Source organism: Allostigmatella hybrida, from assembly GCF_020103775.1.
GTDB lineage: Bacteria > Myxococcota > Myxococcia > Myxococcales > Myxococcaceae > Hyalangium > Hyalangium aurantiaca.
Map to the genome: position 1 here is coordinate 1 of NZ_JAHXBH010000024.1, position 20,683 is coordinate 20,683.

A 20,683-nucleotide genomic window follows, 5' to 3' on the forward strand; every position below is an offset into this window, starting at 1 on the left:
TTCGATGCCTCTACCTTCGCCAAGAACAAGGAGCGGCTGTTGAAGGCGGATGTGGCACGGCGGTTCTTCGAAGGGGTGGTGGAGCAGGCGCGCCGCGAAAAGCTGATGTCCGCGGAGCACTTCACGGTGGACGGGACGCTGATAGAAGCATGGGCCAGCCTTAAGTCCTTCAAGAAGAAGGAAGGAGCGGGCGAGGAGTCACCGCCGGATGATCCTGGCAATCCCACGGTCAACTTCCACGGCGAGAAGCGAAGCAACGCCACGCACGAGTCAAAGACGGACCCGGAGGCGAGGCTGGCCAAGAAGGGCAAGGGCAAAGAGGCGAGGCTGTCCTACGCGGGGCATGTGCTGATGGAGAACCGGCACGGGCTCATTGCCGATGTGAGTCTGTCGCAAGCCGATGGTTACGCGGAGCGAGAACAGGCGCTGAGAATGGTGCGGCGGCAGAAGGCAGCGGGCCTGCCCATCTCGACGCTGGGAGCAGACAAGGGCTACGACACGGCCGACTTCGTCCAAGCGCTATGTGCAGAAGGGGTGACACCGCATGTGGCCCAGAACATCACCGCTCACCGGGGTAGCAATATCGACGAGAGGACGGTGCGTCAGCCTGGCTATGAGGTGAGCCAACGCATTCGTAAACGGGTGGAAGAGATATTCGGCTGGGCCAAGACAGTGGGGGGCATGCGCAAGGCGCGCTACCGAGGTCAGCGCCGTGTGGGATTACAGATGCACTTTGTGGCTGCCGCTTACAACCTGGTGCGAATGGCGAAGCTCATGCCGATGGCCGCATGAGCCGAGAGCCACAGAACTGTCGCCGAGCAGTGCGGCGACAGCCTTCGCATCTGCTTACTCGAGGGAGGGAGCAGGCCCCGCCATGGAAATGACCACCCAGCGGGACGTAAGCCCCTCCTCTCTTACTTTTTCAGCGGCCTGCTAGGGCCCAGGCGCGCACCGGGGGGATGGGACATGTTGTCGCAGGGCCGTGAGCTCCCGGAAGCGGACACTCGTCTCGTCGGAAAGGGCAATGCCCAGCCGGCTCAGTCGCTGACCCCGTTCGCCCACACCAAGAAAGCACCCGCCAGGGGACCTGCGGCCATGCCCGCGTAGGAGCCGAAACGCAGCGAGAGGTAGCCTGTGACTTCCCGCCCCCGGGGATTGACGTTCGACGTACTGGTGAGCGGGAGCATCTCCAACTGGGCGCTCACGGAGACCACGTCTCCAAAGTTGAGGGCCGCGTGGCCACTGAAGGCGGGGTAGGAGGGGGCGAAGGTGCCGCCGTTCCCTCCGCCGATGACAATCCCCGGGGCCACCTCGGCGCTCAGCCACGGCGTCAACCAGCGCCGCAGCCGGGGTTTGATGCCGAACAGGATGCGCTCCTCGTCGTCATAGACGAAGAACAGGGTGCCCCCGAACGCCAGCGACGCCTCCTCGAGGTTGTGCATGTAGCCCAACTCCCAGATGGCGTTGAAGGGAGGCCGGCGATAGTCCGACGGCTGCGCGATGGCGACCGCGAACTCCGTCAGGAGAAAGCCCTGGCACTCCGGCAAGGGCTTTCCGCGAAAACACAGCGGCGCATCCGCGGTGCTGTTCTGGGACGGCGGTTCCGCCAGGGCGGCCGCTGGAAGGACGCACAGCAGCAGCAGGGGGGACGCGAGGCGCTGGAGGCTCATGACAGGGATACCCTGGGATGTGCGAGCCCCCGGCCAGTGCTCGTGAGGAAACCCAGTCTATCAGATGAGAGGCCAGTGTGCTCACTCGTCTGCTTGTTTCAGCGGTGCGGCCATGGAGAGAGGATACATCGCGCGGAGGCCAATCCTGTGGTGGTACGCCACGAGGTGAGGCTCCCCCTCGATGTGGATGAAGACCTGGAGAGGCGGCTCAGGCTGATGCTCAAGCCACGTCCTCGCCTCTTCTTGCGTGTGGAAGGTGGCCATGGGAGCGGGAATCCCTTCCCGGATCATCTCTGCGAGATAGAACTCAAGAACAGGATGGGAAATCAGCCTGCGGTGATTGAGTTCGGGGACGTGCATGACCACGTGATACGCGCCAGCAATCAAGACATAAGCAAGGTGCGGTGGCTTGGGATGGCCATTCAACCAAGCCTCGGCCTCCTTGCGTGTATCGAAGGCAGCAATCACCAGAGGAGGAGCATGGGTATCAAGGCTATTGCGATAGTCTTCGAAATCCTGTGATTGGCCAGTCGCAGCAATGAACTTGAGCGCATCCATGGCCACCAGAAACCGCGCTCTTTCTTCATCCGAGTGAGCGGCTTCCCGGAGCTTCCCAAGCAGTTCCTGCGTTTCCAGCGAGAGGTCTCCCAGCTTCATGGCGATACCTCGACCATGTAAGGCGGAGGCCCGGCTGTGGGCGAAGCCAGGAGTACGGCAGGGGCGAGAATGATGAGCCCCGTGCCTGCGGAGAGCACGACGAAAGCCACGCCTGCGATGATGACCACGCTTCCCACCAGAACTGGCTTGTGATGGCGCTTCAGCCAATCCACTGCTTTGTCTGCGGCAGTGAATTCATGGGGTTCTAGCTCTTGTAGCTTCGTGCAGTCGAGGTACGGCTGCATACATTTGTTGTTGCAGTACTCTTCCTTGCCACCACGCCCTTTTCTCCCTGAAGTGACATGACCAAACCCTTGTGGAAGTGGGCGGCTCATGCACTCACGGATGCACTCGCGGTTTTCCTCGTCGCAGTCGCGCTTGCGCCCCATGGTGAGCACGATGTGCTGGGCTGCCCTGCGTGAATACTGCGGAAGCTCAACTTCGTCCGCTCGTCGCCACGAATGGGTCACCGTGCCATCAGGCTGGTCCCGGATGAAGAGCACGAAATGGGAGAGTTCCTCGGGATGGGCTGGAGCGGTGTAGCGGGAAGCTCCACATGAAACGAGCAAGGCACTGAGGAGTGAAGCAGCGATTCTTGCTGAAACCGTGAGGGTCCGCATATGCGAGTCAGTGCCTGCCATGGGGTGAGCTTCTTCCGCTGTCACCTGGGAAAGCCAGCGCTGGAAATCTGTCACTCCATCGTGAAGGAGGCGTGCTGGGTGGCTTCCGAGTTGTCGCCCACCCAGACGTCATAGCGCGTGTGGGGCTCCACGCCGCGCGCCGAGTGCGTGTCGATGAAGGACAGCTCCTGGAAGCCCAGAGGGAACTCCACGTCCCGGGACTCGCCCGGGGCCAGTGCGATGCGCTGGAAGCCCGCGAGCTGACGCACGGGTTGCGCGGTGCTCGCGCCGTGAATGCGCAGGTAGAGCTGCGCCACCACCGTGCCCTGGACCTTGCCCGTGTTGCGCACATGGGTCTTCACGCGCAGCACGTCCTTACCCTGCTTCTGGACCTCGTGGGCCTTGAGGGCCGAAGCGCTCAACGTGGGTTCGGAGAAGCTGAACGTGGTGTACGAAAGGCCGTGGCCAAAGGGGTAGAGCGGGATGTTGCACTCGTCGATGTAGCGCGAGACGTACTTCTCCGCCGGGTTGGCCGGAGGGCGTGTCAGGTCTGTCGTTCCTACCGGGCGGCCGGTGGTGAAGTGGTTGTAGTAGAGCGGGACCTGGCCGACGCTTCGGGGAAAGGTCACCGGCAGGCGGCCACTGAAGTTCACCTCGCCCCACAGCAGGTTCGTCAGCGCGGGGCCTGCCTCGATGCCGGGCTGCCACGCCTGCACGATGGCCGCCGCGAAACCTTCCACCTCTGTGAGCGCTAACGGACGGCCGCTGAAAACAACCAGAATCACCGGCTTGCCGGTGGCGGCCAGCGCCTCGAGCAACTGTCGCTGGTTGCCAGGCAACTCGAGGCGCGTGCGGCACCCGGCCTCGCCGCTCATGGTCTCGTCCTCGCCCACCGCGGCGATCACCACGTCGGATGCCGCCGCCGCCGCCACCGCTTCCTGGAAGCCCGCGGTGTCGCTGGAGAGGACGCCGGTCCCCGGGGCGTAGCGCAGGCCGCCCTTGTCCTTCAGCAGGCGCTCCAGCGCGGCCCGCAAGGTCACCACGTCCTGGGGCTCGCCCTTGGCGCTCCAGATGCCCAGCATGCCGGACGCCGCGTCCGCCAGCGGGCCCACCAGGGCGACCTTCCGGCCCGAGGGGGGCAGGGGCAGCACCCCGCCCTCGTTCTTGAGCAGGACGAAGGACTCCTCCGCCATGCGCCGGGCCAGCTCGCGCTTCTGCGGGGTGGCCGAATAGGCCGCGGCCTTCTCGTCCACGAATGGGTTCTCGAACAGGCCCAGCGCGAACTTGACGCGCAGCACGCGGCGCACGGCCTCGTTCAGCACCGCCTCGCTGAGCTTGCCCTCGCGCACCAGCCGGGGAACCTCGGGCCCGTAGAGGTGCGATTCCATGTCCATCTCGACGCCCGCGCTCAGGGCCTTGAGCGCGGCGGTGGCGCCGTCCAGGGCGACGCCATGCTTCTGCAGCTCGCCCACCGCCCCCCAGTCGCTGACGACGAAGCCGTTGAAGCCCCACTCCTCCCGCAGGACGCGGGTCATGAGGTAGCCATTGGCCGTGGCGGGCACCCCGTTGTGCGCATGGAAGGCGCTCATCAGGGTCGCCGCCCCCTCCTCGACGGCGGCCTGGAAGGGGGGCAGGTAGATCTGCCGCAGGCTCACGTCGGACATGTCGACGGTGTTGTAGTCCCGGCCGCCTTCCGCCGCGCCATAACCGGCGAAGTGCTTCACGCTGGCCGCCACCGAGGTGGGCTCGGAGAGCGAGGTGCCCTGGTATCCCCGCACATACGCGCGCGCCAGGGCGGCCCCCAGGTGCGGGTCCTCTCCCGAGCTCTCGGCGACGCGGCCCCAGCGGGCGTCCCGCGCGATGTCCACCATGGGCGAGAAGGCCCAGCGGATCCCCTCGGCGGCGGCCTCCGTGGCGGACAGCCGGACGGCCTGCTCCACCAGGGCGGGGTTGAAGCTCGCGGCCATGCCCAGGGGGATGGGCAGGATGGTGCGGTAGCCGTGGATGACGTCGTAGCCAAACAGCAGGGGAATCTTGAGGCGGCTCTGCTCGACGGCGATGCGCTGGTAGCGATTGGTCTCGGAGGCGCCCACCACGTTGAGCAGCGAGCCGGCGGCGCCCATGCGCACGAGCGTCTCGTAGTCATTGCGGCCGGTGCCCGGCCCGGTGGGGGTTCCCACGGAGTACTGCGCGAGCTGGCCCGCCTTCTCTTCGACCGTCATCTGAGCGAGCAGCGCCTCGGTGCGGCGGTGGAGGTCTGCCTGGGCGAGCTGAGAACTGGAGGGGGCCGGCTGCATGACGTTTTTTCCCTCGCGTGCGAGCGGGATTCCGTGCTGCCCCTGCTGACTGTTCCGCAACTCCATGGGTTCATCCTCGATCTGCCGGTAGGCGAGGCAGACTAACCAACGGGGGCGGAGGTGGGCGGTTTTTGTCGAGCCCCGGCCCGCCCGGGGGCAGTTGGGACCCTGATGAGCCGCGAAGTCCGGCCTGTAAAACGATTTAATACTCTGCATAAACTTCCTGCCAGCCGCCTCCCTGTTCAAGGCAGGAGTGTTCCGGTTTGACCAGGAGAAGCGATGCGTCATGCCTTGGGCTGGTTGATGACGTTGGCCCTTTGTTGTGCGGTGGAGGGCTGGGCCAGCGAAAAGCAACCCGATGTGCGGTTGGGAGAGGCGCGGGAGGCTGTCGCTGAGGCGTCGAGGCTCAAGGACGCGGGCCAGTATCCCGAAGCCCTCGTGCAGGCAGAACGCGCACTTGTGCTCCGTGAAGCAGTACTCGGGGACGCGCACCCAGAAGTAGCCGACTGCCTGTACCTGGCGGGGTCAATCCATTGGCGGAAGGGAGACCTCTCCCGCGCCGAGCCGAGCTACATGCGTGCCCTGGCGATTCAAGAAAAGGCCTTGGGCAAGAATCACCTCAGTGTTGCATCCTCGCTCAGAGGGCTTGCGACCATTTATGAGGCTCAAGGCTTGTACAGCCGTGCCGAGCCTCTCTACCAGCGGGCCCTGGCGATCCGGGAAAAATCCCTGGGCCCTGACGACCCTGGCGTCGCTGATGCTCTGGAGGATCTCGCCAGCCTCTATTTGGTGCAAGGCTTGTACGGCCGTGTCGAACCGCTCTACCAGCGGGCCCTTGCAATCCGGGAGCGTGCCTTGGGCCCAGTCCACCCCGACGTCGCTTATTCACTTAGCAACCTCGCCAACCTCTATGCTGACCAGGGGCTGTATGGCCAAGCCGAGACATTGTATCAGCGCGCACTGAAGATCCTGGAGGAGGCTTTGGGACCGAGTCACCCCGATGTCGCCTCTGCGATCAACAATCTCGCCAACCTCTACCATCAACAAGGATTGTACGGCAAAGCAGAACCTCTCCATCGGAAGGCGCTGGAGAGCCGGGAGGCGGTGCTGGGTCCTAACCACCCCGATGTCGCCTCTTCGCTCAACAATCTCGCTGGGCTCTATCAAGAGCAAGGATTGTACGGCCGTGCCGAGCCGCTGTATCAGCGTGCGCTCGATATCAGAAAAAAGTTGTTGGGAGAAAGCCACCCCGGCATCGCCAGGCTGCTTGGTAACCTGGCCACGCTCTACATGCTTCGTGGGATGCACGGCCAGGCCGAGCCCTTGTATCAGCGCGCAATTGTCATCATAGAGATGGCCTTGAGTCCTAGGCATCCCGACCTCGCTGATTCGCTCAACAGTCTCGCCAACCTCTATGTTGAACAGGGATTGTACAGCCGGGCCGAGGCACTCTACCTTCGCTCGATCGCTCTCGTTGAGGCGGCCTTGGGTAAACGCCACATTTCTGTTGCCACCTCACTCAACAGTCTCGCCAACCTCTATGCCGACCAGCACATGTATGACAGGGCCAAGCCGCTTTACCTGCGTGCACTCTCGATCAGGGAAGCGGCTTTGGGACCCAATCATCCAAATGTCGCCTCCGCGCTGAGCGGTCTCGCGAACCTGTACGCAGACAAAGGCTTGTACAAGCGGGCCAGAGTTCTCCACCAACGCGCACTGGGAATTCGAAAGGATGCCCTGGGGCCTGATCATCCCGATATTGCTGCCTCGCTCGATAGCCTTGCGGATCTTTACAAGGTCCAGGGCTTGTATCGTCAAGCCGAATCTCTCTACCGAAGCGCGCTTGCTATTGTCAAAAAATCCCTTGGCGAGAGTCACCCCCTCTTCGCTTCATTGATCAACGACCTCGGTCAAATCTATTCGGCTCAAGGCCACCTTGCCGAGGCCTTGCCGCTCTTTACTCAAGCCTTCTCCTCTTCTGAACTGCGCCTTCGTCAAGAGGCGCTCGACTTCTCCGAGAGCCGTCTCTCCAGTTTCCTTCAATACTTGCGTGCTGATGAGCAGCGGCTTTACTCCCTGCTGAGCGCCCATCCGGAGGATGAAGGCGTGCGGCACCTGGCCTTGAGCGCGGTGCTTTTGCTCAAAGGCCGGTCCGTCGCCGAAACCGCCAACATCTCCCGCACCCTCTATCGCAGGCTGGGCCCAGAGGATCTCGACACCCTCGAGCGGCTGAGGGGCTTGCGCACCCAGTTGGCCATTCTCTCCTTCGAGGGCCCAGGTCCTCTGCGCGCCGAGATCTACCAACAACGTCTCAGGTCTTTGGAGGAAGAGGGTGACTCGCTCGAAGCAGAGTTGGCCAAGCGCTCCGCACCCCTGCGCGCTCTCTCGGCATTGCCGCCCCCTGCGGAGATCGTCGGCCGAGTCGCCGCCTCGCTGTCCAAGGAGAGTGCATTGGTCGAGTTCATCACCTACCAGGACACCCCTCTCCTCCCCAAGCCTGGGACACCGCCAGCGAAGGCGCCCGGCCCCATGCGCTACATGGCATTGGTGCTCTCGCCGGATGCCTCCATCCGCACCGTGGATCTGGGGCCCACGGCCCCCATCGATCGTGCCGCTTCGCGCTTGCGCGACGCTTTGGCCGAGAAAGAAGCCTCCTTCCAACCCATCGCGGAGGAGCTTTACCGGCGTGCTTTCCAGCCCTTGGTGCCGCTGCTTGGGCAGGCCTGCCGCCTTTTTCTGTCACCGGACGGCCAGTTGGGCCTCGTTCCTTTTTCCGCCCTTCATGATGGCCAGGGCTTTCTGCTGGATGCCTTTGAGTTCAGCCATCTCACCTCTGGCCGGGAGTTGCTGTCGCGTGCACAGGACAGTACGCCTCCCCCTTCGCACGTCTTTGTGCTCGCGGATCCTGACTTCACTGCTTCTGCTGAAGCCATGCTGCAGGGCTCGACACCATACTCAAACACCTTGGAGCGGTTTTTCGCGGCTCCACCCCAGGAACTCTCCCGGAACAGCTGGGTGCCGTTGCCGGGCGCGCGCTTGGAGGCGGAGAGCATCCAGAGGCTGCTTCCCCAGGCCAAGTTGTTCCTTGGAGCCAAGGCCACCAAGCAACGCCTGCTGTACCTGCCAACGCCAGGCATTCTTCATCTGGCCACGCACGGCTTCTTCCTGGGAGATGCCCCTGCGCCTGCGAACTTTCGAGGGCTTGCCCTGGTTGACGCATTGGGCAGCCCCCCTCCTCCTCAAAAGGAGCCATTGCTCAACTCGGGGCTTGTGCTGGCGGGCGCTCACGTCGCGCGCTCTGGTCCTGGCTCTCTGGGGCTTGAGGCGAGCCTGGTGACCGCGCTGGAGCTGGCGGGGCTGGACCTCTGGGGCACGCAACTGGTCGTCCTGTCGGGCTGTGACACCGGACGAGGTGAGGTCCATCTGGGCCAGGGCGTCTACGGCTTGCGCCGTGCCTTGGTGGCCGCGGGCGCTGAAACCGTGGTGGTGAGCCTCTGGAAGGTGAACGACGATTCCACGCGTCTGCTCATGGAACGCTATTACCGTCATCTGCTGGCGGGGAAGGGACGCGTTACCGCACTGCGTGAGGCCATGCGAGAGCTGCGGCTTACCCATCCGCACCCTCACTCCTGGGCGCCCTTCATCGCCCTCGGAAATGACGCGCCCTTGCATGGAATGGCGGGCATCCCGTGAGAACGGGATGCCTCAGAAGAGGTGAAGGCCAAGGGCGCGCCAGACCAGCACGGTGAGCGTCGCGGCCAGGGCCAGCAGCGCCACCAGCAGCAGCACGGCCACGAACACCCAGGCTTGGCTGGCACGGCGGGTGGCCGTGGGTGCGGCCAGGTGTTTTTCGAGCAGGGTCACGTTGCGCACGTTGGCCCGCCAGGCCACATCGAAGAGATCTCCCACGAAGGGCACCACGCCCACGAGCGCCTCCACCGCCACGTTGCCCACCATGCGCAGCAGCACCCCGCGCGAGGCGCCCAGGCGCACCGCCTGAAGGATGATGTAGCTGGAGAGCAGGGCACCGGCCCAATCGCCCACGGCGGGAATCAGGCCCAGCACGGCGTCCCACCCGATGCGCACCCCTCCGGGCAGCCGCAGGGAGGTGTCCAACTGCCGGGCCAGACGGCGGACCTGGTCAAGCGCGGCGGAATCAGCGGGGGACGTCGTCGGGACGGGCAGTGGGCGCATGGGCTCACGCCACAGGAGCCTTCCTCCGGGGGGGCCGTCAACGCGGCACTCCGGCCACCATCGGGTACGTCACATTCAGGCGGGAGGCCGAAACACCCACCGGGTTCTTCCGAAAGGGCTGACCAGAGGGGGACTCCCCCCGGGTGGGGGGCAGGCGGTAGACTCCGGCATCTTCCCGGCTGGAGAGCCTCCCGGACATGCGCGACCCGAACGACAACGGTGGAGGTCCCCCCCAGGGGGCCTTCGAGTGTTTCAAGTACTTCATCAACCGCGTCACCGAGTTGCCCCAGAAGGTGGCCCAGCAGCAGCGGCGCTTGTTCGATGCGCCCCGGATCGAGGACCGGGCGCACGACGAATACATGAAGTTGAAGCCGAGCATCCCGTCGGCCCAGGCGAACGCCCAGCACGACGTCCAGCTCTACGCGCCCCCGCTGTCGCCGGTGATGTTCTCGTTCCGGTCGTGGCTGCCCAAGCTCCAGAACCAGATGATCGAGAACAAGAAACGTCTCGGTCTGGCGCCCCAGTTGAACTGGTATGACATCTGGGTGGCGCACCTCATCGCGGCCCGCCAGGCCCACGCCCCCACGATGCCCACGGGCTACCTCTATTACAACTCAGGGGTCCTGTTTCACAGCGTGTTCAAGTACACGATGTCCAAGGTGGACAAGGACGGCGACCTACCCGGCCGGTTCATCTCGACCCTGGCGCACGAATTCAACAACGTGGATCAGCACCCCAAGGAGGCCGAGGTCCTCAGAAACGGGGTGGGCTTCGCGATGGCGGCGTTTGGAGGGTTGCTCCTGTGCGCGGTCACCAAGAAGGTGCCCTTCTCGTTCGTCCAGCGTGTCTCCACGCAAGTGAAGGTGGGGCCCAGCACCTTCACGAAGGCCATGGGCTACACCTGCAAGGCGGTGGGCACCGGCTCGCTGGCGTTTGGAACCGGCGTGCTCGTGGAAGAGAACATCCTGATGAAGACGCAGGCCTACCCCACCTATACCCTGGAGGATTGGACCGAGCAGCAGGAGCGCCGGCTGAAGTACGAGAAGCAGCGGATGCTGCGCATGCAAAATCCCGATCCGGATTTCTTCGACGATACCAACCTCTTCATCGGGTGGACGCCGTCGGCGAAGCAGTCCCCCCCCTCCGAGGATGACTCTTCCCAGGTATGAGCGCGCGCTACTGGGCGGACAGGGTGCGGGACACCGCCGACCTCGAACACATCCTGGCACTGCAGCGGGAGAACCTGCGGGGCGACATCCCACCCGAGGAGGAGGGCTCCCAAGGGTTCGTGACGGTGCGGCACAGCCTGGACACGCTCCAGCAGATGCATGCGCTGGCGCCCAGCATCGTCGTGCGCCAGGGGCAGACGCCCGTGGCGTATGCGCTCACGATGCTCCGGGAGTGCCAGGCCCTGTGCCCCGAGCTGATGCCCATGTTCCAGCTCTTCGAGACGCTGGAGTACCAGGGCCGGCCGCTCGCGCAGGAGCGCTTCTATGTGATGGGGCAGATCTGCGTGGGCAAGGCCCACCGGGGCCAGGGCCTGTTCGACCAGCTCTACCACCACCACCGGGAGCTCTACCGGCCGCGCTTCGACCTGTTCCTCACGGAGGTGGCCACGCGCAACCGCCGCTCCCTGCGCGCGCACGAGCGCGTGGGGTTCCAGACGGTGCACACCTACCGGGATGCGCTGGAGGAGTGGGCCGTCATCCTCTGGGACTGGCGGACGCCCTCCGCAACTTGAGCGCCATCCACAGGCTCAGCCCGACCAGCGCGAGCCCCACCGCGCTGAAGGCGCTGCCCACGAGCAGCGGGATGCGCCGGTGGTCATGGAAGAGCACCAGCGTCCGGCCGTTGGTGGCCATGGGGTTGGCCAGGTAGCGCTGGACGATGCTCACCGTGCGCGCCGCCTCGGCCTCGTCGTTCAGCCAGCGGTAGCTGAGCGGGAACTTGCCCCGGGCCGTCTCCAGCACCGGCCGGTAGAGGGGCTCCGCGCCCGCCCGGCTGCTGCGGTTGCGGTCGACCAGGGCCCCCTGAAGCTCCCCCAGCGGGAAGAGTTCCACGCGCTGGGACGTCACCCAACTGACGTGGAAGAGCTGGCACCCGCCCGGATCGCAGTGCAGCTCCACGCGCGTCTTGAGCAGGAGCATCATCCCCCCGAAGACGAGGAAGGGCGCGGCGAGCAGCAGGAAGCCCACGGTGCTGATGCGCAGCGACCGGGAGCGGTAGGCGGGAGCTTCGTCCGAGGGAATTCCCTGAGAGGCGGGGTTGGTCACGGCCCCTGTCATAAACCCCGCCCACCCGCTCTAGCACCTGGAATCCATGGGGGCCGGCAACGTTGACCTTCCGGCACCTCGGGCCGCTCGACTGTTTACCCCCGGTCCCCGGTCCTCCAGGAGCCCTGCGCCCGGCAGGGGGGTAGGGCATCTATGGCCCCCAGGCTTCCCTCCTACCCGCCGCGGACGCAGCCTTGGAGAGAGCGCCGTTTCTCCTGGAGGGTGCACCGCATGAAGGCCGTTGCCGTTTTTCCGAAGTCCCGTGAGGTGCGCGTCATCGACGTGGCGGAGCCCCGGTTGAGCTCCGCCACGGGGGTACGGGTGCGCACGCTGGAGGTGGGCGTGTGCGGCACGGACCAGGAGATCGCCGAGTTCCAGCACGGTGCCCCCCCGGAGGGGGAGGACTTCCTCATCCTGGGCCACGAGGCGCTGGGGGAGGTGGTGGAGGTGGGCGCACAGGTGAAGGGCCTGAAGCCGGGAGATTTGGTCGTCCCGCGCGTGCGGCGCCCCTGCCCTCATGAGGCCTGCCCCGCGTGCCGCAGCGGGAACCCGGATTTCTGCGTGACGGGGGACTACCGGGAGCGTGGCATCCAGAAGGCCCATGGCTTCTGCGCGGAGTTCTTCGTGGAGGAGGCGGCGTACCTGCACCCGGTGCCCGCCGCGCTGCGCGGGGTGGCAGTGCTCACCGAGCCCCTCACCATCGCGGAGAAGGCGCTGCGGGAGCTGGAGGTGTTGAAGCGCCGGTTGCCGTGGAAGAAGCAGCCGGGGCACGCGGTGGTGCTGGGCGCCGGGCCGGTGGGGCTCCTGGGGGCCATGGCCTTGATGCGCGCGGGCCACGCCACCACGATGTATTCGCGCTCGCCCAAGCCCAACTCCAAGGCGGCGTTGTCCGAGGCGGTGGGGGCTCCGTATGTTTCCTCGAAGGAGGTGACGCCGGAGGAGCTGGCCCGGCGCACGGGCCCCGTGGACGTGGTGTACGAGGCCTCGGGGGCCGTCAAGGCGGGCTTCGAGCTGCTGAAGGTGCTTGGGCCCAACGGCGTGTTCGTCTTCACCGGAGTCCCTGGGGGCAAGGAGCCGCTGGAGCTGGACGGCGCGGCGCTGCTCAAGCAGCTGGTGTTGAAGAACCAGCTGGTCCTGGGCACCGTGAACGCCTCGGAAGCGGACTTCCAGGCCGCCCTGGAGGACCTGGAGCGCTTCCAGCAGCGCTGGCCCGGCCAACTGGAGGCCCTCATCACCGAGCGCCATCCGCCCGAGGACTTCCAGAAGGTGGTGACCGGCAAGTCCGGCGGCATCAAGCACATCATCCGCTTCGCCTGAGGCAGAGGAGCCCGGCATTGACTTCGACTTCGGAAAAGCACTCTTCCGGCAAGGGCCCCTGTGGGCGGATGTTCAACGGGGAAGCGGTGCGCATCGAGGACCACGGCGTCATCGGCGACCTGCGCACGGTGGCGCTGGTGGGCTCGGATGGGACGCTGGACTGGCTGTGCTTTCCCAACTTCGACAGCCCGAGCGTCTTCGCGGCCATCCTGGATCCGGAGCGGGGCGGCCACTTTCGCATCGCCCCGGACATGGAAGGGGTGACGTGCAAGCAGTTCTACTGGCCGGAGACGAACGTGCTGGTGACGCGCTTCTACTCGCCGGAAGGGGTGGGGGAGCTCATCGACTTCATGCCGGTGGTGGACCGGGGCAACGAGCACGCGCGCGAGCTGGTGCGCCGGGTGCGCGTGGTGCGCGGCCGCATGCAGTTCCGGATGGAGTGCTTCCCGGCGTTCAACTACGGCCGGAGCCCCCACACCACGCGGGAGGTGCCCGGTGGGGTGAACTTCATCACCGAGCCGCTGAGCCTCACGCTGGCCACCAAGGTGGCGCTGGAGGTGGGCGAGCGGGGCGTGACGGCGCGCTTCGAGCTGCGCGAGGACCAGTCGGCGGTGTTCAGCCTGCACGAGGGGGCGGCCAAGGATTGCTCGCGCCGGGCGCACGGCGAGCACTCCTCCGAGGCGCTCTTCCGCAAGACGGTGCTCTGGTGGCGCCAGTGGCTGTCCAAGTGTACGTACAAGGGGCGGTGGCGCGAGGTGGTGGAGCGCTCGGCGCTGGCCCTCAAGCTGCTCACCTTCGAGCCCACGGGGGCCATCGTGGCGGCCCCCACGTGCAGCCTGCCCGAGTCTCCCGGCGGAGAGCGCAACTGGGACTACCGCTACGTGTGGCTGAGGGATGCGGCCTTCACCGTCTATGCCTTCCTGCGCGTGGGCTTCAAGGAAGAGGCGGGCGCCTTCATGCGGTGGATCGAAGAGCGCTGCGCCGAGCACGACGGGAACGGGGGCGCGCCGCTGAACCTCATGTATGCCATTGATGGCAGCGACGTGCCCGATGAGGTGGATCTGGAGCACTTCTCCGGCTACGGGGGCGCGCGGCCGGTGCGCATCGGCAACGCCGCGGCCTCCCAGCTCCAGCTCGACATCTACGGCGAGCTGATGGACTCGGTGTACCTGTACAACAAGCACGGGGCGCCTATCAGCTATGACTTCTGGCAGCACCTGCGGCGCATGGTGGACTGGGTGTGCGAGCACTGGCAGCAGGAGGACGAGGGCATCTGGGAGGTGCGCGGCGGGCGCCGCCACTTCGTGTACTCGAAGCTGATGTGCTGGGTGGCGGTGGACCGGGCCATCCGGCTGGCGGACAAGCGCAGCTTCCCGGCGGATCGCAACCGCTGGCTCGAGGTGCGCGACGCCATCTTCGAGGAAATCATGGAGAAGGGCTGGTGCAAGGACCGCAGGGCCTTCATCCAGGCGTATGGCCACGAGGCGCTGGATGCGGCCAACCTGCTGATGCCGCTGGTCTTCTTCCTGTCGCCGGTGGATCCGCGCATGCTCTCCACGCTGGAGGCCATGCGCCGCACCCCCGCCGGCGGAGGCCTGGTGTCCGACGGGCTGGTGTTCCGCTACGACGTGGATGCGACGCTGGATGGGATTTCCGGCAGCGAGGGCACCTTCAACCTGTGCAGCTTCTGGCTGGTGGAGGCGATGACGCGGGCGAGCGTGGCCCGGTCCGATTACCTGGAGGAGGCTCGGCTGACGTTCGAGCGGATGCTGGGCTACGCCAACCACCTGGGGTTGTACGCGGAGCAGACGGGGCTGTCGGGCGAGGCGCTGGGCAACTTTCCCCAGGCGCTCACCCACCTGTCGCTCATCAGTGCCGCCTACAACCTGGACCGGACCCTGGGCCAGAAAGACTGAGCCGGGCGTTCACCAGCTCGCGCAGCGCCCGCGCCTCGAAGGGCTTCTCGGTGCGCGGGTTCGGCACCCGTCCGAGGAAGTCCCGGGCCTTGGCGGTGAACGCTCCCCCGGTGACGAAGACGACCTGGCCGGCCCGCTCCGGCATCCGCCGGCTCAGCTCCTCGTGGAAGTCCATCCCCGTCATCTCCGGCATCATCAAGTCACAGAGGATGAGGTCCCACGGAAGGCCCTGCTCCAGCCACTCCAGCGCCGCCCGGGCCCGGGAGAAGACGGTGACGTCGTGCTCCTCGAGGAGCGTGCGCTTGAGGGCGCTGAGTACCAGGGGCTCGTCGTCCACCACCAGGATGTGGCTGCGGCGGGGGGCCTGGGGCGTGGGCTCCAGGGGGGTGTCCTCTGTCTCCACCGGCGCCGGGACGGGGAGCACCACGCGGAACACCGAGCCCCGGCCCACCTCGCTCTCGAACTGAAGCTCGCCGTGCAGGCTGCTGACGATGCCGTGGCAGATGGACAGCCCCAGGCCCGTGCCCACGCCCGTGGGCTTGGTGGTGAAGAACGGCTCGAGGATGCGTGAGCGGATCTCCACGGGAATCCCGCTGCCCGTGTCGCGCACCTCGGCGACGATGCGGCCCGCGGCGTCCAGCCGCGTGGAGACGTGGATTTCATTGCGGTCCGCGGCCCCCTCGGGGATGGCGTGCGCGGCGTTCACCAGCAGGTTGAGGAACACCTGGCCCAGCCGGGCCTCGTTCGCGTACAGCGGGGGCACGGGCTGGTAGTCCTTCACCAGCCGCGCCCGGTGGCGGATTTCGTTCCAGGCCATCGTCGCCGCCGAGTCGATGGCGTGGCAGAGCTCCACCCGCTCCAGGCGCTCGTCATCGGGCCGGCTGAACATCTTCAGGTCCCGGACGATGAGGCGCATGCGCTCGGCACCCTCCCGGGCCTCCTGGAGCGCCTCGCACAGCTCGGCCACGGGGGGGGCGCCGGGGGTGCCCGCGGTGTTCACCTCCTGGAGGGTGAAGTCCAGGTTGGCGATGACGTAGGCCAGGGGGTTGTTGATTTCGTGCGCCACGCCCGCCGCGAGCGTGCCCACCGAGGCCATGCGGTCGGTCAGCGCCAGCCGGGTGCGCATCTCCTCGCGCTCGCTCAGGTCCACCACCGCCCCGTAGATGCGCACGGGCTTGCCGGCCGCGTCGCGCTGGATGGTGCTGCGGTCCAGCACGCGGGCCCAGGTGCCGTTGGCGCGGCGCAGGCTGTACTCCGCCGTCCACTTCGAGGCGCCCTCGGCCAGGGCCCGCTGGAAGCTCTGGGCCAGGCGCTCCTGGTCATCCGGGTGGATGTGGCGGTACCACCAGTTGGACTGCTCCCCCACCTGCTCCAGGGGGTAGCCGAGCACCTCGGTGATGCGGGAGTTCCACATCACCCGGCCCGCCACCACATCCCAGTCCCAGATGATGTCGTTGGTGGCGTGCTGGATCCGCTCCAGCCGCTCGTTGGTGGTGCGCAGCTCCTGGATGAGCCGCTGCTGGTGGAGGTTCAAGCGCCGCAGCTCCAGCTGGCTGACCACCTGCCGGGCCAGGGCTTCCAGGGCTTGGCCCTGCTGCGCGGAGAGCTGCTGGGGCTCGCGGCCGAGCACGCACAGGGTGCCGAGCGCGAGCCCGTCCTCGGTGAGCAGCGGCGCCGCGGCGTAGAAGCGGATGCGCCGCCCGCCCGTGACGTTGGGGTTGTCCCGGAAGCGTGCGTCGAGCGAGGCGTCCGGAATCACGAAGGGCTGGGTCTGCAGGATGGCGTAGGTGCAGAAGGAGTCGTCCCGGGGGAGTTCCTGGGCGTCGCCGCTCGTTCCCATGCAGGCCTTGAACCACTGGCGCGTCTCGTCCGTCAGCGAGATGAAGGCGGTGGGCGCGTGACACAGCAGGGCCGCCAGGCGGGCGAGATCATCGAACGGGGGCTCGGGAGGCGTGTCGAGGATGCCGTAGCTGCGGAGGCGCTCCAGCCGGAGCTGCTCGTTCAGCGGGCGGGGCGCGGTGGGGACGGCGCTGCGGCTCGCCGCGACCTGCTCGGTGGGCACATGGTGCTCTAAGGGGAGGCGATCGGATTCCTGGCGGTAAATCATTCCTATGTCCCCCCCCGGTGGAAGCAGACCCGGTGCCTGACGTTCTCTCGCGAGCCCTCGAAGGCCCTCCAGGGGGTTCGTGGAGGGTGCCGACGTTCGCTAGGTAACGTCTCCTGGGACGGTACCCGCGACGGGGGCGGGAGGGAACCCCATTTTTCCCATGAAGCGGGGAAAACCGGGGTGTGACACCTGGCCGAAGACAATGGGAGGCTGCGGGAAAGGCCAAGGTACACTAGAGGCCCCTCGACCATGCCTGCCTTCAAGTCCTCCTTCTTCGAGTTCGCCGTTCGAGCCGACGCCACGTGGGACGCATGGAGCCGCCGGGTCCGGCGCCAGCTGAAGTGGGCGCGGCCCCCGCGCATTCTGCCCTACCGCGGGTATGGCTCTCCGGAGCGGGTGCTCATCCAGGCGCGGGTGCTGGAGGACCGGGACGTGCGGCCCGCGCACCTGCGGCGCACGCTGGTGGGCAGCGCCATCGCCTCGTACCAGCGGTATGCGACGCGGGAGCTGGGTGGGGCGCGGGTGGCGGTGCACTGGGAGGAGAAGCGCTGGGAGGGCACCACGGACGAGGAGGGCTTCCTCACGCTGTGGGTGGAGCCCCCGGCGGGGGTGCTGCCGGGGTGGAACTTCGTGAAGCTGGAGCTGCTCGCGCCGGAGCCGGAAGGGGTGCCCACGGTGTCCGCGCCGGTGCTGGTGGCGGGGGCCGAGGCGGAGCTGGGCGTCATCAGCGACATCGACGACACGGTCATCGTCACGGGCGTGACGAACCCGGTGAAGCGGGCATGGACGCTGTTCCTGACGGAGCACCGCACGCGCCTGCCCTTCGAGGGCGTGGATGCCTTCTACAAGGCGCTGCACGATGGCAGTAAGGGACAGGAGACGAACCCCATCTTCTATGTCTCCAGCAGCCCGTGGAACCTGTACGAGCACCTGGACGAGTTCCTGTCGCTGCACCGGATTCCGGCGGGCCCGTTGCTGCTGCGGGACTGGGGGCTGTCGCGCCACGGGTTCGCGCCCGGGGGTGGGCATGAGCACAAGCTGGACAAGATTCGCGCGGTAATGGGCACGCTGGAGCACCTGCCCTTCATCCTGATTGGGGACAGCGGCCAGGAGGACGCGGAGCACTACCGGACCATCGTCCGCGAGTACCCGGGGCGGGTGAAGTGCGTGTACATCCGCAACGTGCCATCGAAGGAGAAGCGGGCGGTGGAGCTGGCGCGCATCGCGGAGCAAGTGCGCCGGGCGGGCAGCCAGATGGTGGTGGTGGACGACACGGTGACGGCGGCCCGGCACGCGGCCAAGGCCGGGTGGATCCGCTGGGAAGAGGTGCCGCGCGTGGAAGAGCACCAGCGCGAGGACGCGGAAGCCCGGACGGTGCTCGACGCCCTCGACCGCGAGTAGGGGACTGTTGTTTCTAGCCGCGCCCAGCCTGCGGTGGGCGGATCCCTTGCATCTCCGCCACGCGGCGCGCGTCCGTGATTCCGTCGAGTAACTGCTCACGGCCACGGCTCGTTTTGGGCATCCGACGGACTCGGCGCTCCGCGTCCTCGAGGAGCGCGAAAGCGTCTCGCACGCGCTCCGGGAACAAGGTCAGCGCCTGGACATAGAGACAGGCGGCCAAGACGTGAGTCCGGGTATCTGGGAACCCGAGCCGTTTCAGGCGCAGCAAGGGCGGGCCAAAATCCTTCCAGGGCTGGGCACCGGCGTAGGCTTCCACAAGGATGTCCTTGGCCGAGAGCCGTTGAATGTGCAGCCGTTCGGCAGGCGTCCGCGCTTCGCGCAGGCATTTCCGCTCGAAGTCCTTGTGCGCCAGCACGGTGACCTCAAATGGCGCTTCGGCGTAGTTCAGCAGGAGCACGAGAGCGTCCCTGTCTTGCGCGATCTCGTCCCACCACGCTTTCCGGGAGCGGCTCACCGTGGGCCTCCAATGCAAGGTTGCCCTTCAATGTCGGTGGGCCACTGGCTCGTCTTCCAGTGTTCGTCGAAACAGGAGTAGTAAAGCGCATGGAGCATGAGGAAGGCGAGTGGCACGAAATCCGGGTGCTGGACACCCGCGTTCAGCAGGGGCAAGCCTTAGCCCTCACAGATGACGTACGCGATCTTCTGCTGCGATCGGCTCCAACAGTGGCCATCAGCGGCACCGAAGCGACAGCGGCCCTCGCCAACGTGGAGAGTGCAACCGCCTTGCTCCGGAAGATTCGGGAGCGGATCAGCGAGGGCTCGGATCGGCTCAGCGATGCGCTCTTCCGGATGTACGCACGCCAGGCTGCTGGGGATCTCGAAGGGGCCCGCAGACAAATGCGGGACGTGCTAGCCGTCGAGGTTGTACCGGAGTATCGAGAGATCGCAGAAGGCGAACTGGCAAAGCTCGCCAAGTGGTCGTAGCCAAGTGCGGACCGAGTGGTGTTAGGCCGTGGTGAGCGCGTCCAACGGACGCCTCGAAGACGGCAGCGTCTCCAATTCCTTCCCGGCGAGATGTTTCGCAGCTTCATCCATGACGCTGTTCAGTTCCGCGATTGCATCGGCAGGGCTGAACGTCAGTCCTCCGAGCCAGCGGCGCAAGTCCTCCACCAGCTCCGCCGCTGTCGGGTAGCGCTCTCCCTGCACGGGATGAAGAAGCTTGCGGAGGGTCATGCGCAGGCCTTCGGAGAGACTTGCCGTCAACCGTTCCACGTCTGCTTCCGTGTAGGTGGCCACGCGCCAGATCGCATCCTCCAGAAGAGGGCTGCACCCTGAAAGCTGCGCCCGTTCGATGGCGCGCTTGACGCGGCGAAGCTGCGGCGGAGAGAGGGACGCCTTCACCTCTTCGGTCACCTCATCGGGGGCATAGAGAAGATTCTTTCCCGTTGCCAGTTCGAGCATGAGCACGCCCAGGGAGAAGAGATCCATATGCGCGCCGGCACGCTTGCCCAGCAGCACTTCCGGCGAGGCGTAGAAGCCATCCCCGTACAGGCGGCGCACCGTGGAAGGCACACGGCCCGGTAAGGTGGAAAGGGCGAGGCCGAAGTCAGAGATGCGCACGGCGCCGTCCCAATCCAGGAAGACATGATCCGCATCAATGGCCCGGTGAACGATATTCAAGGGGCGCCCCTGCTCGTCCTTGGCCGCGTGCGCGTACGCCAACACGTCCGCCACCCGGGCACCGATGTACATCGCGAAGAGCGGCGTGTACCAATGCCTGCACTCCGACACGAGGTTGAGCAGCGTGCTCAAGCTGTTCCCGGACGGGAACTCGGCGATCACGTACCAAGTTCCTTCGACTTTCTTCAGACCGTGAACCCGGTGGATTCCTGGGTGGTCGAGGTACTTGGCGAGGCGTACCTGCCCATCCAGCTTCGCCCGCGCGCGCATCACCCTCGACATTTGAGGTGCGCCCGAAAGGCCCACCGCCTTGATCAGCACCTTGTTCTTGGGCCGCCCAGCGATGCGACGCCGTCCCACAAAGAGCCTGACCTCACTCTGGACTTCCCCCAAGTCTTCGAGGAATTCGTACTGAACGCCGTCTGCCTCGAAGAGAATCGCACCTCGCGGAATCCCGAAACCGGTTGCTGACATGTTCATCCCTCCACGCACGCAGCACACTGCCGCCGTGACATGGCCCAACCTTACCCACAGGATTGGGCAAAAGGGAA

General features: G+C 66.2%; 17 protein-coding genes. 8 read left to right on the plus strand and 9 right to left on the minus strand.

Going from position 1 to position 20,683, the window contains the following annotated elements; all coding sequences use genetic code 11:
* On the plus strand, nt 1–792 hold a 792-nt coding region (locus tag KY661_RS27770), incomplete at its 5' end, for an IS5 family transposase (protein ID WP_225413086.1).
* Between the two features lie 245 nt (nt 793–1,037).
* Here the strand turns inward: KY661_RS27770 and KY661_RS27775 are convergent.
* The 4 genes from KY661_RS27775 to bglX form a co-directional block, all read right to left on the minus strand.
* Nucleotides 1,038–1,670, minus strand: coding sequence for a hypothetical protein (locus tag KY661_RS27775; RefSeq protein ID WP_225413087.1), 633 nt, complete (start codon nt 1,668–1,670; stop codon nt 1,038–1,040).
* 81 nt (nt 1,671–1,751) lie between these two features.
* Entirely contained in the window at nt 1,752–2,327 is a 576-nt protein-coding gene (locus KY661_RS27780) for a head protein (RefSeq protein ID WP_225413088.1), read from the minus strand.
* On the minus strand, nt 2,324–2,830 hold the full coding sequence (locus KY661_RS27785) for a hypothetical protein (protein ID WP_225413089.1): 507 nt from the start codon (nt 2,828–2,830) through the stop codon (nt 2,324–2,326). Before KY661_RS27785 ends, KY661_RS27780 begins: the two co-directional genes overlap by 4 nt.
* A 188-nt stretch (nt 2,831–3,018) precedes the next feature.
* Nucleotides 3,019–5,244: a beta-glucosidase BglX gene (gene bglX / locus KY661_RS27790; RefSeq protein WP_225413090.1), complete on the minus strand. Its 2,226-nt coding sequence runs from the start codon at nt 5,242–5,244 to the stop codon at nt 3,019–3,021.
* Between the two features lie 279 nt (nt 5,245–5,523).
* Between bglX and KY661_RS27795 the strand changes: the two genes are divergently transcribed.
* Nucleotides 5,524–8,937 carry a CHAT domain-containing tetratricopeptide repeat protein gene (locus tag KY661_RS27795; RefSeq protein ID WP_225413091.1) on the plus strand — a complete coding sequence of 1,138 codons (3,414 nt, stop codon included), beginning with the start codon at nt 5,524–5,526 and terminating at the stop codon, nt 8,935–8,937.
* A gap of 12 nt (nt 8,938–8,949) precedes the next feature.
* Here KY661_RS27795 and KY661_RS27800 read toward each other — a convergent pair whose 3' ends face one another.
* Nucleotides 8,950–9,438, minus strand: a complete 489-nt coding sequence (locus KY661_RS27800) for a DUF4112 domain-containing protein (RefSeq protein WP_225413092.1) — start codon at nt 9,436–9,438, stop codon at nt 8,950–8,952.
* 197 nt (nt 9,439–9,635) lie between these two features.
* Between KY661_RS27800 and KY661_RS27805 the strand changes: the two genes are divergently transcribed.
* Both KY661_RS27805 and KY661_RS27810 read left to right on the plus strand, forming a co-directional pair.
* Nucleotides 9,636–10,607, plus strand: a complete 972-nt coding sequence (locus KY661_RS27805; RefSeq protein ID WP_225413093.1) for a hypothetical protein — start codon at nt 9,636–9,638, stop codon at nt 10,605–10,607.
* On the plus strand, nt 10,604–11,179 hold the full coding sequence (locus tag KY661_RS27810) for a GNAT family N-acetyltransferase (protein WP_225413094.1): 576 nt from the start codon (nt 10,604–10,606) through the stop codon (nt 11,177–11,179). The genes KY661_RS27805 and KY661_RS27810 overlap by 4 nt, the downstream gene beginning before the upstream one ends.
* Here KY661_RS27810 and KY661_RS27815 read toward each other — a convergent pair.
* Entirely contained in the window at nt 11,142–11,711 is a 570-nt protein-coding gene (locus KY661_RS27815) for a hypothetical protein (RefSeq protein ID WP_225413095.1), read from the minus strand. The genes KY661_RS27810 and KY661_RS27815 overlap by 38 nt on opposite strands.
* Before the next feature lie 231 nt (nt 11,712–11,942).
* Between KY661_RS27815 and KY661_RS27820 the strand changes: the two genes are divergently transcribed.
* Both KY661_RS27820 and KY661_RS27825 read left to right on the plus strand, forming a co-directional pair.
* Nucleotides 11,943–13,028 carry a glucose 1-dehydrogenase gene (locus KY661_RS27820; protein ID WP_225413096.1) on the plus strand — a complete coding sequence of 362 codons (1,086 nt, stop codon included), beginning with the start codon at nt 11,943–11,945 and terminating at the stop codon, nt 13,026–13,028.
* Between the two features lie 68 nt (nt 13,029–13,096).
* Nucleotides 13,097–14,944: a glycoside hydrolase family 15 protein gene (locus tag KY661_RS27825; RefSeq protein WP_225413188.1), complete on the plus strand. Its 1,848-nt coding sequence runs from the start codon at nt 13,097–13,099 to the stop codon at nt 14,942–14,944.
* Here the strand turns inward: KY661_RS27825 and KY661_RS27830 are convergent.
* Nucleotides 14,898–17,006, minus strand: coding sequence for an ATP-binding protein (locus tag KY661_RS27830; protein WP_225413097.1), 2,109 nt, complete (start codon nt 17,004–17,006; stop codon nt 14,898–14,900). The genes KY661_RS27825 and KY661_RS27830 overlap by 47 nt on opposite strands.
* Before the next feature lie 294 nt (nt 17,007–17,300).
* Here KY661_RS27830 and KY661_RS27835 point away from each other — a divergent pair, with 294 nt between their 5' ends.
* Nucleotides 17,301–18,452 carry an App1 family protein gene (locus KY661_RS27835; RefSeq protein WP_225413098.1) on the plus strand — a complete coding sequence of 384 codons (1,152 nt, stop codon included), beginning with the start codon at nt 17,301–17,303 and terminating at the stop codon, nt 18,450–18,452.
* A 13-nt stretch (nt 18,453–18,465) separates the two neighbouring features.
* On the opposite strand, the gene KY661_RS27840 is transcribed toward KY661_RS27835, so the two are convergent.
* Nucleotides 18,466–18,966 (minus strand): hypothetical protein, encoded by a 501-nt coding sequence (locus tag KY661_RS27840; protein ID WP_225413099.1) that lies wholly within the window; start codon nt 18,964–18,966, stop codon nt 18,466–18,468.
* Between the two features lie 89 nt (nt 18,967–19,055).
* On the opposite strand from KY661_RS27840, the gene KY661_RS27845 reads away from it, so the two are divergent.
* On the plus strand, nt 19,056–19,436 hold the full coding sequence (locus KY661_RS27845) for a DUSAM domain-containing protein (RefSeq protein WP_225413100.1): 381 nt from the start codon (nt 19,056–19,058) through the stop codon (nt 19,434–19,436).
* 21 nt (nt 19,437–19,457) lie between these two features.
* On the opposite strand, the gene KY661_RS27850 is transcribed toward KY661_RS27845, so the two are convergent.
* The gene (locus KY661_RS27850) at nt 19,458–20,606 is read right to left on the minus strand and encodes a serine/threonine protein kinase (protein ID WP_225413101.1); all 1,149 of its coding nucleotides are present in this window, start codon (nt 20,604–20,606) and stop codon (nt 19,458–19,460) included.
* Nucleotides 20,607–20,683: the final 77 nt, after the last annotated feature.

Excerpts from the sequence above, each read along its gene's own strand:
- KY661_RS27775 (WP_225413087.1), bottom strand. The coding sequence starts at position 1,670 with ATGAGCCTCCAGCGCCTCGCGTCCCCCCTGCTGCTGCTGTGCGTCCTT.
- KY661_RS27780 (WP_225413088.1), bottom strand. The coding sequence starts at position 2,327 with ATGAAGCTGGGAGACCTCTCGCTGGAAACGCAGGAACTGCTTGGGAAG.
- bglX (WP_225413090.1), bottom strand. The coding sequence starts at position 5,244 with ATGCAGCCGGCCCCCTCCAGTTCTCAGCTCGCCCAGGCAGACCTCCAC.
- KY661_RS27795 (WP_225413091.1), top strand. The coding sequence starts at position 5,524 with ATGCGTCATGCCTTGGGCTGGTTGATGACGTTGGCCCTTTGTTGTGCG.
- KY661_RS27800 (WP_225413092.1), bottom strand. The coding sequence starts at position 9,438 with ATGCGCCCACTGCCCGTCCCGACGACGTCCCCCGCTGATTCCGCCGCG.
- KY661_RS27805 (WP_225413093.1), top strand. The coding sequence starts at position 9,636 with ATGCGCGACCCGAACGACAACGGTGGAGGTCCCCCCCAGGGGGCCTTC.
- KY661_RS27810 (WP_225413094.1), top strand. The coding sequence starts at position 10,604 with ATGAGCGCGCGCTACTGGGCGGACAGGGTGCGGGACACCGCCGACCTC.
- KY661_RS27820 (WP_225413096.1), top strand. The coding sequence starts at position 11,943 with ATGAAGGCCGTTGCCGTTTTTCCGAAGTCCCGTGAGGTGCGCGTCATC.
- KY661_RS27825 (WP_225413188.1), top strand. The coding sequence starts at position 13,097 with ATGTTCAACGGGGAAGCGGTGCGCATCGAGGACCACGGCGTCATCGGC.
- KY661_RS27835 (WP_225413098.1), top strand. The coding sequence starts at position 17,301 with ATGCCTGCCTTCAAGTCCTCCTTCTTCGAGTTCGCCGTTCGAGCCGAC.
- KY661_RS27845 (WP_225413100.1), top strand. The coding sequence starts at position 19,056 with ATGGAGCATGAGGAAGGCGAGTGGCACGAAATCCGGGTGCTGGACACC.
- KY661_RS27850 (WP_225413101.1), bottom strand. The coding sequence starts at position 20,606 with ATGTCAGCAACCGGTTTCGGGATTCCGCGAGGTGCGATTCTCTTCGAG.